The sequence below is a fragment of the Cellulomonas algicola genome (assembly GCF_019024305.1).
Lineage (GTDB): Bacteria > Actinomycetota > Actinomycetes > Actinomycetales > Cellulomonadaceae > Cellulomonas > Cellulomonas algicola.
The window spans coordinates 266,293-279,682 of the sequence record NZ_JAHKSJ010000006.1; the positions used below are offsets into that span (position 1 = coordinate 266,293).

General features: G+C 69.3%; 6 protein-coding genes. 5 read left to right on the top strand and 1 reads right to left on the bottom strand.

The features are described from left to right. Positions 1 to 54 precede the first annotated feature (54 nt). Genes KOV94_RS05325 through drmB form a run of 4 tightly spaced genes read left to right on the top strand, consistent with a single transcriptional unit; the run spans position 55 to position 11,620 of the window. Entirely contained in the window at positions 55 to 4,905 is a 4,851-nt protein-coding gene (locus KOV94_RS05325) for a DEAD/DEAH box helicase (RefSeq protein ID WP_218051404.1), read from the top strand. Beyond that, a complete protein-coding gene (locus KOV94_RS05330; RefSeq protein ID WP_218051405.1) occupies positions 4,902 to 6,683 on the top strand; it encodes a UvrD-helicase domain-containing protein in 1,782 nt (593 codons plus the stop codon). Before KOV94_RS05325 ends, KOV94_RS05330 begins: the two co-directional genes overlap by 4 nt. 31 nt (positions 6,684 to 6,714) lie before the next feature. Then, complete coding sequence (locus tag KOV94_RS05335) at positions 6,715 to 9,915, top strand: helicase-related protein (protein ID WP_218051406.1); 3,201 nt, start codon at positions 6,715 to 6,717, stop codon at positions 9,913 to 9,915. Then, entirely contained in the window at positions 9,878 to 11,620 is a 1,743-nt protein-coding gene (drmB, locus tag KOV94_RS05340; protein WP_218051407.1) for an MrfA Zn-binding domain-containing protein, read from the top strand. Before KOV94_RS05335 ends, drmB begins: the two co-directional genes overlap by 38 nt. Here the strand turns inward: drmB and vsr are convergent. Beyond that, on the bottom strand, positions 11,565 to 11,990 hold the full coding sequence (gene vsr / locus KOV94_RS05345) for a DNA mismatch endonuclease Vsr (protein ID WP_218051639.1): 426 nt from the start codon (positions 11,988 to 11,990) through the stop codon (positions 11,565 to 11,567). The two genes, drmB and vsr, sit on opposite strands and share 56 nt — an antisense overlap. Positions 11,991 to 12,160: 170 nt before the next feature. On the opposite strand from vsr, the gene KOV94_RS05350 reads away from it, so the two are divergent. Then, on the top strand, positions 12,161 to 13,282 hold the full coding sequence (locus KOV94_RS05350) for a DNA cytosine methyltransferase (RefSeq protein ID WP_218051408.1): 1,122 nt from the start codon (positions 12,161 to 12,163) through the stop codon (positions 13,280 to 13,282). Positions 13,283 to 13,390: the final 108 nt, after the last annotated feature.

Below are 13,390 nucleotides of genomic sequence, written 5' to 3' on the forward strand. Positions count from 1 at the left end.
CAGTCCTGGTGGGGCGACGGCGCCGACGAATTCAGTCGCCCCACGCGGGATTCGATGATCGGGAGCGGCGTGGTGTCGAGCTGGGGAAGTGGCCGGGGCGAACTGGCGGACGTCGTCGAAGCACAGACAACGACGTGCCTCAATGTCTATCGCGAAGATCCCTCGCGCATGCTCGAAGATGCCAACAATGAGGCACGGATCGCCTCGGGTGGCTACAGCACGCGGCAGCTCGAGGAACTCGTGCAGAACGCGGTCGACGCCGCGCGTAAGGGCGGAGACCGGGTCGAGGTCGTGCTGCGCCGGGACATGTTGTATGCCGCAAACAACGGCGCGCCGTTCGACGCGGGCGGCGTGCGTGCACTCATGGCCTCGGACATTTCCGCCAAGGAAGAGTCCGAGGTCGGCCGCTTTGGCATCGGCTTCAAGTCCGTACTGGCCGTCTCCGAGGCGCCGAAGATCTACAGCCAGTCGGTCTCATTCGGTTTCGACCGTGGTCATGCCGAGCGGGTGCTTCGGGCCGCCGGCCTGGAGTCGCACACGTATCCGACGATGCGCACCGCAGTCCTGTTGGATGCTCACGCGGCCAGCGCGCTGGACCCCACGCTCGCGACGCTGATGCAGTGGGCGTCGACCGTCGTGGTCATCCCCCTGCGGGACGGCGAAGCACACCGACTTCTCTCGGCCCGCCTCGACTTGTTCCGTGACGAGTTCCTGCTGTTCTCACCGCACGTCACAAGCGCCGCGCTGCGTAACGCGCACCAGCTGCGAGCCTCCGACGCCCGGTCGTTGCAGGGCCTGGGCCTAGGACCCGACGAGATGCGACGGCTCACTCAGCGGCAGCCCGAGTCCAGTCGGGAGCTCGCCGTGACCGATCGGGGCAGCGGGGTGTGGCGGCTGACTGTGAACGACGCACCCGTCGACTGGGTAGTCGCGCGGACCAGCCATAACCCCACTGGAAAGGCGCTCGCCGACGGGGCGTACTCCGCGGGTCGCGAGCAGGTCGACGTCGCATATGCGGTGTGCCTGACGGATGACCGGTACTCGGTCGGCGAGTTCTGGTCCTACTTCCCGACGTCCGACGCCACCACTCTGTCCGGCATCGTCAACGCGCCCTGGAAGCTGTCGGACGACCGCAAGCATCTCCTGCGAGGGGCGTTCAACGAGGAGCTCCTCACGCAGGTTCTGCCGCCGCTGATATCGAGGGCATTCCGCGCGTTCCAGGGCACGGACCGCATCGCGGCCGTGCTTGACGCAATGCCCGCGCGCGGCGACGAGCCGAGGAGCGATGCCGACGACATCATCAACAAGCCGGTCATCGGATACCTTCAGCGCGAACCCGCGCTCCCCGACGGCACAGGAACGCTGCGGGTCGCGCGGGAGCTGAAGTGGCTCGGCTCGGGGACTCTCGGGAAGAACAGGCCCGTCACGATGGCCTGGCACGAACGGTGGCGCGACGCCGGCGGCCACCTCGACGCTTGGGTGCATCCGCTCACCTACTCCACTGCCGAGCGGCGCGCCAAGGTAGGGCGACTCCTGGCCCACCCCCGCGAGGCGGATGAGGTACCGCCGGCGGGCCTGGACCTCTGGCTCGAGGATCTCGTCCGTGATGGGACGGTCGAGGAGTCCGCCCGCGCGATCGGCCTCGCTGCGTGGGTCCTGGACCAGTCGACGGGGGTCGACGATCTCGTCGCAGCACGTGCGATCGTCCAAGCCGTCCAGCGCGCCCGGATCATCCGACTGGAGACCGGGGAGCTCAAGGCGGCGACCCGCGGTCGGGTCTTCGTCAAGGTCGAGGGCGAGGACCGGCCGGGCGTGGACTTCGTCGATCCCGACCTCGTCGCCCTGCCGGGCGTCAGGGACGGGCTCACACGTCTCGGCGTGGTGCTCATGGACCGGACTGGCCGGTTGCACGAGCTGCTCGCAGTCGCGCAGCAGCCCGATGCCGCCAGCGAACCGGCCAAGGTGTGGCCACAGATCTGGGAGATCCTGCGAGAGATCCCCCCTGCTACGGCGATGTCCATCCTCCGGGAGGACTTGCACTGTACGGACGGGCGCGACCTCATGCTCCGGGTCCGCCTGCGTACCGCGACGGGGAGGTGGGTCACGCCCGGAACGGCGTTCCTCGCAGGCGACATCGTGCCTGCCGACGGATCGCGAGACCGTGACTTCCTCGTCGACCCGCTGTTCCACCGCGACGACACAGACCTCCTGCGCGAAGTCGGCGCCGTGGAGGCGCCGACCCGGCACCACAAGCTGATCTCCCACGAGGCGTGGTACTCCGACTACGTCAACGCGATGAAGGACCACTTCATCAAGGGACAGACGGGCTCCAGACCCGACCCCGATTACGTCATCGTGGACGGCGAGCCCCCGATGTGGCCCATGCAGATCCTCACGACCATGTCTCCCGCGGCGCGGGCCGCGGCCACCGCCCGCATCCTCGCGCAAGGACTTCCCGCCGCGTGGTCGGTCCGCCATCGCTCGAACGCGAGTTACGGCGAGAAGCGTGTCATCTCGCCGGAAGCCTGGTTCATCCGCAGGTACGGCCTCTTGGCGACGCGCTCATTCGGGCTGATGCGTCCTCAGAACGTCGTGGTCGCAGCGGAGGACGTCCCCGCGGACGTCCTCCCCGCGTTCGAGTGCGACGAGTCAGTCGCGAGGGCACTGCGGCTCAAGAAGACGCCCTCCGAGATCACACCCGAAGACTGGACGACCCTCAAGTCGGTCGCCGACCACTGGGTGGGAAGCGAGGAAGACGACCTCCGCAGAGCGGGGTTCTACGCGTGGACCGCTGACTCGATCCAGCCTGACTCGATCGTCGTCCGTGTCGGGCACCGGCGCGTGCCGGTGGAGCCGAACAACGTCGGTGTGACCGACGACGACAACGTCTATGCGGCGATGCTCGAGGCGCAGATTCCCGCGCTGCGGGTGGCTGACGACGAGGACATCGCGATCTTCGTCGACAACTGGTCGACGCCGCTCGGCAAGGACCTGCTCCAAGAGGAGGTGGTCGTCGAGGTCGCGGGCGAACCCGAATACCTCACAGACCTGTACCCGCCGCTCAAGCTGCGCCTGGAGGCTGAAGACCGGGAGCTTAAGCTCCAGCCGTGCACCCGGCTCGAGCGGATGATCGCCACCCCGCAGGGTCAGAAGGCGCTCTCGATCGCGGCACGACGGGATGGTGACACCGTCCTCATCACCGCGTCGACCCGCGAGGAGCGTCTCCGGCAGGTCTCGGACGTGCTCGACCTCGGCATGACCCGCGACGACATCGCGCGGGTCTTCGACCAGATGAACGAGGCCGCAGCGAACCAGCTGCGCGTAAAGCTCAAGCACGCGCCCGACGACGACGAGCGTCTCCTGACCGCGGTCGGGGTCGACGCCCTTCGGCGTATCGTGCCCGCCCATGCTCTCGAGGTGCTGGAGAACCGTCCTCAGGAGACGCAACCGCGCGAGATCGCGGCGTTGGCGCGAGCCGTGCACGGCGTCGGCATCCTCAAGCAGATGCGCTCGTCGCTCGAGGAGGCCAACCTCGAGCCCCCGCGCGAATGGACCGGCCGTCGCACCACCCGGCAGTGGGTGCATTCGCTCGGCTTCCCCATCGAGTGGGCCGGGTTCCCGACCGCGAGCCGGCCGGCCGTCGAGGTGATCGACGGCCCGGTGAACCTCAGTGCGTTGCACGACTACCAGGAGCACGTCACCCGGAACATCGCTGCGATGCTCCGGGGTGTCGGCAGCAGCCGAGGCATGGTGTCGCTGCCGACAGGCGCGGGGAAGACCCGCGTCACGGTGGAGGCGCTGGTCAACGAGGTCAACGCGGGCATCGTCGACGTGGAGAAGCCCCTGGTCTGGATCGCACAGACAGACGAGCTCTGCGAGCAGGCTGCCGAGACATGGACCTACGTATGGCGTGCGATCGGCCGCACGACCGCCATGCGACTGGGTCGACTGTGGGCGTCGAACGAGGTCCCCGAGGAGCCCGGCGCCTTCCAGCTCGTCATCGCCACGATCGACAAGCTCGATCTGATCGTCGACCGCCCCGGCGAGGAGTACGCCTGGCTCCGCGACGCGTCCGTCGTGGTGATCGACGAGGCGCACACGTCGATCGCGCCGAGCTACACCCGAGTACTCGAGTGGATGGGCCGAACCACGCGGGGACGGAACCCGAGCGACCCGAGGCCCCTCATCGGCCTCACGGCGACCCCGTTCCGGGGCACGGGTACGTCGACGGTTGAGACCGAACGACTCGTGAAGCGGTACGACGGCAATCGCCTCGACCGCGGTGCCTTCCGAAATGCCGACGACCCCTACGGCGAGCTCCAGGACATGGGAGTGCTCGCGCGGGTGCGGCATCAGCTGGTCGACGGCGTCGACGTTCATCTCACAGCCGCCGACATCGCGGAGATCGAGCACCAGAAGAACTTGCCCCCTGCTGTCGCGGCGCGTCTGGGAGCCGACCTTGCGCGTACGCAACGCGTGGTGGACGCGATCGCCGATCTTCCCGACGACTGGACGATCTTGACGTTCGCGCCGTCGGTCGAGAACTCGCGAGTGCTCGCGGCGCTCCTCTCACACCGCGGGATTCCCGCCGTCTCGATCTCGGCGGACACAGAACCTGCCGCAAGGCGCCACTACGTCAAGGAGTTCAAGGCTGGCCGGATCCGCGTGCTGACCAACTACAACGTGCTGACGCAGGGCTTCGACGCACCGAAAGTCCAGGCCGTCTTCGTCGCACGCCCGACGTTCACTCCTAACATCTACCAGCAGATGGTCGGTCGTGGGCTGCGAGGCCCGAAGAACGGCGGGTCCGAAGAGGTCCTCATCGTCAACGTCCGGGACAACTTCGCAAAGTTCGGCGAGCTCCTGGCCTTCAACGAGTTCGAGTACCTGTGGAACCGTCGATGACCGGTCACCCGCCGGACGCCAGTCAGCTCGCCGCGATCGACGTCCCACCGAATGCCCGGCAGATCGTGGTCGCCGGACCCGGATCCGGAAAGACGGAGGTCGTGTCGAACCTGGTCGCGCGGCTCCTCGAGGAGGGCGTTGACCCGGCCTTTGGCATGTTCGTCGTCTCGTTCTCGAACGCCGCGGTGAACGCGGTGGACGCCCGACTGCGAGAACGCGGCGCCGCGCCGATCACGGTCCAGACGATGGATTCGCTCGCCGGTGAGATCCTTCACGACCTCTCCGACGAGAAGTTCACCGGTTTCGACCGCCGTATCGGGGCGGCGACACGCGCACTCGCGGACGAGACCTGGGAGAGGTTCGACGCCCTCGAACACCTCGTGGTCGACGAGATCCAGGACGTGGTGGGTGTGCGCGCCGACTTCCTCCTCGCCATTCTCCACGCATTGCCGGATGAGTGTGGGTTCACGCTTCTCGGCGATCCCGCTCAGGGGATCTACGACTGGCAGCTGCGGGGAGAGGAGCGGCCGATGTCGACCACGAGCTCCGCCGAACTCCTCGCACGCGTCGCGAAGATGGACGGAGTCGAGGTGAAGCACCTGGCCGGCCAGTACCGGGCGCGATCGCGTGACGCGCGCCGCGCCGTCGCCCTGCGGGACGACGCGCTCCGGGGGGACCCGGACGGTCGGCTCGAGGAGTTCCTCGCCGATCTCGTGCCCGTCGGGAGCGTCGAGGAGGCGGCTGCAAGCGCCGGCGGTTGGGCGGGCACCACCGTCTTCCTCACCCGCAACAACGGCCAGGCCCTGCTGACCGCTGGTGCGATAGCGGCGACGGGCGCGCGTGTGGAAGTCCGACGCAGCGCACAGCAGCGTGTCCTCGCGAGCTGGATCGCACGCGTCCTCGGAGAGCATCCGGCCCCGGGCATCACACGGGAGGAGATCGAGCGACGCGCTGTGTCCATTCGTCCGGACCTGGACCCCGAAGCCCTGTGGCGCGCGATGCGATCGGTCGTCCGAGGACGCGGCCGGGAGGTGGACCTGGCCGCCCTGGCCGGTGCCCTGCGGCGCCCGCGACCGCTCATCCCCGATCTGCTCGAGCCCGTGCTGGCGCCGTTCGTCGTCTCGACGGTGCACCGCGCGAAAGGCCTCGAGTTCGACAACGTCGTGCACGTCGATTTCCCGGACAAGCCGTGGATCAACGAACCCGACGAGTCCGAGGACGACGAGCACCGCGTGCTGTTCGTCGCCGTCTCCCGCGCTCGTGACGTCCTCGCGCGTGCGGACGGCCCCGACGACCGCCGCGTGCGCAGCTCGAGAAGGCCCGACGGAGCCCGCCGGTGGCACCTCGGCGGGCGCGCGAAGTGGATGACATTCGGATACGAGCTGCGCGCGGACGACCTCGACCGTTCCACACCGCCGGGCGACGACCCGGCCTCGACGCAGCGGCACCTGGCCGAGCGAGTGCGGCCCGGCGACCCGTTGACGATCCGGCTCGACCTCCGTCGGAGCACGCTCGCCGTACCGGTGTGGGAGCTCGTCCACGACGAGGTCGTCGTGGGACGCACGTCGGCAGAGTTCGGCGAGGCGTTCGCGCGGAGGGTCGGCCCCCGCGAACGGTCCTCGAGGGGCTGGCCGAATTTGAGCGGCGCGCGGGTCGAGGGGATGGCGACGATCGCGGGTGGCCCGCAGCAGGGTGCGGTGGGCCGGTACGGCCTGTGGCTCGCGCCCGTGTGCCCCGGAATGCTGACGATCGACTGGAACGGGGATCGCGATGACTGATCTCAGCCCTTGGTACGCGGCACGAGACCACATGGTCGACGTCGTGCGGGCGGACCTCTACGGAGGACCGGAGGACGAGACGCTCGACGAGGAGCCGCTCGAGCGCTTCATCGTCGGCATCCTCCACCCGTCGACCGGGACGGCGTCGAGAGCCGTCGTCGAGGGGGCGAACCAGGAGCCGGACGCCGAGGCGGGAACGGAGCCGGACGCCGAGTACGACCCTGGCGTTTCCTTCGCCCACCTGCGTTACCCGTCGTCGATGGGACTGACGTTCGGTGTCACGGCAACCACGCAAACGCTTCGGATCAGCGCGTCGGCCGACCGGTACGAGCCGGACGAGACCGCAGCCCCTCAGCCCAGCCGGACGGCCGTCGGGACCCGAGCGCGGCGCGCGCGGATCCGGCGTTGGCGTCGATTCGCCGTCGGCCCTGTCGAGGTGACGGTCGAGCTGTCCGACGGCGGGTCGCAGGACCACCCGATCGCGGAAGGCCTGTCCTTGCGCACGGTGGTCCGTCCCGAGCGGGACGGCGTCGTCAACGTGACCGCTGTCCTCGTGAACGCGCATCCACGCCCCGAGAAGGGCCTCATGGACGCCCTGTGCTGGTTCCGGCCAGAGATCCGGGTCCGGGCCGTGGGCGGTGAGTTCCGCGACCGGCGTCCCGAGCGGGTTCTCGCGCACTTGGACCAGGACGAGCAGAGCGGTGAACTGCTCTACCGGACGCAGCGCCACCTCGCCGTGGGACACGGTGTCGCCGTCACGTGGGAGGAGGGGGAACGTGTCGTCGAGCTCGTCACGACGTTCTTCCCCGAGCACGACCTGAAGCTGGCGAAGGCGGACCGGCCGGACGTGCCTGATCTGTCGATGCCGGGCCTCGCGGAGGCACCCGACATCGAGGCCCTCACCGCACCCCTGCGTGGTCTGGTCGCGGCATACGAGGCATGGATCACCGTCCAGGAGACCCGCGCGGGCTCGGAGCACCTGCCCGAGCACCTGGAGAGGACCGCTCAGCGCCACCTGGACGAGTCACGGTCGGCCGCCGCGCGTATGCGTTCTGGCATCGACCTGCTCGGGCGCGACCCCGTCGCGGAGCGGGCGTTCCGACTCATGAACGCCGCGATGCAGCAGCAGCGCGCACGGCAAGAGCTCGTACGCAACGGCAGCACGGGTGTCGTGGGGCGGTGGCGACCGTTCCAGATGGCGTTCATCCTTCTCAACGTAGAAGGGCTGGCCGACCCGTCCAGCACGGACCGCGACGTCGCCGACCTGCTGTGGTTCCCGACAGGCGGCGGCAAGACCGAGGCATACCTCGGCCTCATCGCTTTCATCCTGGTCCATCGCCGACTCCGCCGCGCCGGCGACGACGGAGCGGGCGGCGGCGTCGGCGTGATCATGCGGTACACGCTGCGCCTCCTGACCCTGCAGCAGTTCGAGCGTGCGGCCGGCCTCGTGTGCGCTCTCGAGGATCTCCGCACGCGCGACCCCGAACTGCAGGCCACCGCACCGTTCACCGTAGGCCTGTGGGTCGGGCAGGGCGCCACGCCGAACTCCGTCGACGACGCGAGCAAGGCGCTGCGGAAGCTCGCGAGGGATGAGGAGCCGGGTGACACCGGGAACCCGGTCCAGCTCCTGCGCTGCCCGTGGTGCGGCGAAGGGCTCAGGCCGACGGACTACGAGGCGAACCGCCAGCTCCGTCGGGTGTTCGTCCGCTGCCCACGCATCGACTGCCGTTTCCACGGCGGGGACGGGCTCCCGGTTGTGCTCGTCGACGATGAGGCGTACACCCGGCGGCCTTCGCTGGTGATCGGCACGGTCGACAAGTTCGCGATGCTTGCATGGAACGAGCAGAGCGGGCGACTCTTCGGACGGGGCTCGGCTGGCGGCACCGACGCCGCGCCCGACCTGATCGTCCAGGACGAGCTCCATCTGATCTCCGGGCCGCTCGGGACGCTCGTCGGTCTCTACGAGACCGCGGTCGACCTGCTGGCGACGGACCCGGACACGCACGCGCGACCGAAGCTCGTGGCCTCGACGGCCACGATCCGGCGCGCCGGTGACCAGGTCAGGGCGGTGTTCGACCGGGAGTCTCGCCAGTTCCCGCCACCGGGCATCGACGCCGACGACTCGTTCTTCGCCGTGGACGCGATGCCGCAGGAGAAGGGCACGCGGCGCTATGTCGGCCTCATGGCTCCGTCGACCAGTCACGCCACGTTGTTGGTGCGCACCTACGCGGCCCTCCTCCAGGGTGCGGCCGACCTCCCGGCCGCACCCGAGGTGAAGGACGCGTACTGGACCCTGCTCGGGTACTTCAACTCGTTGCGCGTCCTCGGCGCCGCCTACATCCAGTCGATCGACGACGTCCCGGACCGCATCAAGGTCGTTGCAGGGCGTCTGGGTGCGGAGCCTCGCAAGACCCGCGACCCCGTAGAGATGACGTCACGCGTGCGATCGAGCGAGGTGCCGCTGCTGCTGCAGCGATTGCAGACCGCCTACCCGCAACAGGACAGCCCCGACCTCGCCCTGGCCACCAACATGATCTCGGTCGGCGTTGACGTCGACCGACTTGGTCTCATGGCCGTCATGGGACAGCCGCAGAGCACGTCCGAGTACATCCAGGCGACGAGCCGAGTCGGCCGACGTCACCCCGGCCTGGTGTTCACGCTCTTCAACGCGGCGCGGTCCCGCGACCTGTCGCACTTCGAGTCGTTCACGTCGTACCACCGCGCCCTCTACAAGCAGGTCGAGGCCACGGGTGCGACCCCCTTCGCGCCGCGTGCTCTCGACCGGGGCCTGCATGGTCTACTCGCGATCCTCGCGCGGCACACGATCGCGGGCGCCGCGGCGGACCGGTCTGTGCGGGTGCCGGTCGAGGCAGCGGAGTTCGACGGGATCGTCGACGTCATTCGGGACCGTGCCGAGCGGGTCGCGGGCACCGTTGCCGCCCGCGAAGCCGAGGAGTCGTTGCGGGAGCTCGTGTCGGCGTGGGAGGACGCCGCGGACTACGGCGATCTGGTCAACTACGCCGCCTGGCGAGGTGACGGCGCGAAGGCGCTGATGGTTCCAGCGGGAGGCGGGGCGGGCGACCGCGGTGGTGAGCAACTCGCGGAGACGTTCCCTCCAGAGGACACACCATGGGCGACGCTGACGTCGCTGCGGAACGTGGACCGGGAGAGCACGCTCCGGATCATCGCCGGTCGTGCTGCACGAGGAGGTGCGGATAACAGTGGCGATTGACCGGCCCAAGGCCCGCCAGAGCCAACTCGTCACGACCTACGGGGTGGGATCGCTCTTCCCCGCGGCCGACCAGAGCTTCATGATCGCCGGGATCGACGAATGGGCCCCCGACGAGCGGTTCGACATCGAGGAGCCCCGACTCGCCCGTTCGCTCGAGGTCGACGTGTTCCGTGCGCCGCCGACCGGCCGGCGCTCGGGCGACGTCCCGGTCGTGCGGTTCCCGACCTACCACTACTGCCCCGGCTGCCGGCGGCTCGACCGGTTCTGGAACTTCGACGCGCGGGCTATGCAATGCACGGCGTGCACGGCGGACCTGACTCCGTCACGCTTCGTGGCCTGCTGCGAGAGCGGGCACATCGAGGACTTCCCGTACTTCCAGTGGCTCCACCGTGGTCCGGCGGGTACGGGCAGCGCGCACACGATGTCACTCAACGCCCGTGGGGCGTCGTCCTCGCTGGCTGACATCGTCCTCTCCTGCAGCTGCGGCGTCGCCGATGTCGACCTCGACGGCTCGTTCAGCCCTGGCGCTCTGCGCGACGTGAAGAAGTGCAGTGGGAAGAGGCCCTGGTTGCTCGGCACCGAGGACCAGCCATGCGAGAAGCCGCTGCGCGTACTGCAGCGCGGTTCGTCCAACGTCTGGTTCGCAGCCGTCCGCTCAAGCATCTCGATCCCGCCGTGGTCCAGCCCGAACGCCAAGGTCGTCACGAAGCACTGGGACGTCCTCAAGGGCGCCTCGGACGCGACCCTCGCGGAGGTACTGCAGTCCTACGCGAGCTCCGCGCGGTTGCCTGGAGTGACCTTCGAAGGGATGCTCGCCCAGGTCCGCCTCCGTCGAGGCTTCGACGCCGGCCACGTCCCGACCGACGCGGACCTGCGGGCGGAGGAGTACCTCGCACTCGTCGACGGCAACGACGGCGGAGCGCATGACACCTTCCAATGCCGCTCCGTGGAGGTCGCGACCGAGCTCCACGGAGTCGTTGCCCAGGTGTCGAGTGCCACGCGCCTTCGTGAGGTCCGTGCCCTGTACGGGTTCGCGCGAGTGACGCCGATGGCGACCGACACGGTGAGCCCGAGCCTCGCGCCACTCAGCAAGAGCCGACTGAACTGGCTCCCCGCCACGGAGGTGCTCGGCGAAGGCGTCTTCGTCCGGGTCGATGAGGAGATGATCGACTCGTGGGAGTCGTCCGCGGTCGCGAACGAGCGGTGCGCGGTCCTGGCCGAGTCCCTCCGGCAGCGCGCCCTGGAGGCGGACCGCCCCGAACCCGAGCCCCCGTCCGCCCGCTTCGTCGCCATGCACTCGTTGGCCCATGCCGTCCTCCAGGAGCTCAGCCTGAACGCGGGCTACCCCGTGGGGTCCCTGCGCGAGCGCGTCTACGCCGCGCCCGGCCAGGCCGGCTTCCTCGTGTACACCGCGTCCTCGGACGCTGCCGGAAGCCTCGGTGGCCTCGCCGCCCTCGCCGAGGCAGGCATGTTCTCTCGCGCCCTCACCGCCGCACTCAGCAGAGCTGGCTGGTGCTCGAACGACCCCGTCTGCGGCGAGTCGGGGCCCTCCGGTGCGGACGGCCTCAACCTGGCCGCCTGCCACGCCTGCCTGCTCCTGCCGGAGACGAGCTGCGAGCACCGCAACGTGCTCCTCGACCGGGTCATGCTCACAGGCCGCCCGAATGCTCCGGAGGTAGGTCTCCTGAGCCGTCTGATCCAGTAAGACGACGGCTCCATGCGTCGTGTACGACGGCCGCGGCGGCGTCCATGTCGGCATGCTCCCAGAACCGGAGGACGGTCCACCCGGCCGCCTCGAGCCGCACGTCTGTGTCACGGTCACGGGCGATATTCGCGTCGAGCTTCGCCCTCCACCACTGACTGTTCGACGCCGGGACCGTGACGTGCTCCGGGCAAGCGTGCCAGAAGCACCCATCGACGAAGACAGCGAGCCGGGCCCGAGTGAACAGGACGTCCGCGCGCCGTCGGCGCACACCGGGCAGAGCCGCATCAACGCGGTACCGGAGGCCTCGGCGGTGCAGCGCACGCCGCAGCAGCAACTCCGGCGACGTGTCTCGCCGTGCCTGCCGCGCCATCCGCGCGGAGACGGCGGCCGACGACGGCACGAGCGCGTGCGGGACAGCGGAGGGGACCGCATCGTGTCGCCTGTCCCCCCGATGAGCTGGGCCGACCACACGGCCAACGCTAGTCCCACCGCCGGCGTGGCCCCACACGAGCCTCCGCTGCTCGTCGTACGCTTGTCGCCGTGACGACGAGCCGCGCGGAGATCGGCGACGACCTGACGGTCCTCGATCTCTTCGCCGGCGCCGGCGGGCTGAGCGCGGGTGTGACTTCCCCCGGAGGCTTCCGGCCGATCGCCGCCGTCGAGATGGACCGCGCCGCCGCTGCGACCTACCGGCTGAACCACCCGGACACCGACGTGTTCGCCGGCCCCATTCAGGAATGGCTCGACCAATGCGAGGTGCCCGAGGTCGACGTGATCGTCGGCGGACCGCCCTGCCAAGGGTTCTCGACGCTCGGCAAGCAGGATGAGCAGGACGAACGCAACGCACTCTGGTACGAGTACGCCAAGACGATCGTGCGGGCACAGCCTCGCTGGTTCGTCGTGGAGAACGTTGCGACCTTCGTGAAGTCCGCGCAGTTCTGGCTGTTCCGACACGAGACCACGCGCGGCGGGATGCTCGCGGACTGGACGTTCGAGGCCCGCGTCGTGAACGCAGCCGACCACGGCTCGTTCCAGGCGCGGAAGCGAGCACTCCTCATCGGACACCGCCGGGACGTCACCGCTCCCCCGTGGCCGGTGCCGGAGTTCATCGGACGGCACCGCACCGTCGCGGAGGCCATCGGCGGTCTGCCAGACCCGGGCGGGGACGAGTGGCCTACCGCCACCGTCGAGCTCGACGGCGAGGACGTGCTCGGTGGCTGGACGACCGACGAGCTCCACATCGGACGCAGGTACCGCCAAGTCTCGCTCGACCGGTTCGCCGCGATTCCACCAGGCGGAAACCGTTTCGATCTTCCCGAGCACCTGAAGGCCCCGTGCTGGGTGAAGCACACCTCCGGCTCCGGCGACGTCATGGGACGCCTGAGGTGGGACGCCCCATCCGTGACCATCCGCACCGAGTTTTACAAGCCCGAGAAGGGCCGCTACCTCCATCCAGTGGCAGATCGCGTCATCACACATCGGGAGGCCGCGATTCTTCAGGGCTTCCCTTCGAACTACCGCTGGGCGGGGACGCGAGCACAGGTCGCGCGTCAGATCGGGAACGCGGTCCCGCATGAGCTCGGCGCGGCCGTCGGCCGCGCCCTCCTCGCTGCGACGCAACCGGATCGGCCGACCGAGGTGGAGGCCGCGAACCTGTTCTGAGGCGCGTGTGCCGTCGGACCGGCGCGCGCTGCGGCTCACGTCGCAGTGTGCCGAGCCTGATCAACGGGAGTCGCCGGGGATACGCGTCGGAGGGAAGGGGCCCCTCTG

Coding starts and splice junctions, on each gene's coding strand:
- vsr (WP_218051639.1), bottom strand. CDS start 11,990: ATGGCGCGGCAGGCACGGCGAGACACGTCGCCGGAGTTGCTGCTGCGG.
- KOV94_RS05330 (WP_218051405.1), top strand. CDS start 4,902: ATGACCGGTCACCCGCCGGACGCCAGTCAGCTCGCCGCGATCGACGTC.
- KOV94_RS05325 (WP_218051404.1), top strand. CDS start 55: ATGATCGGGAGCGGCGTGGTGTCGAGCTGGGGAAGTGGCCGGGGCGAA.
- KOV94_RS05335 (WP_218051406.1), top strand. CDS start 6,715: ATGGTCGACGTCGTGCGGGCGGACCTCTACGGAGGACCGGAGGACGAG.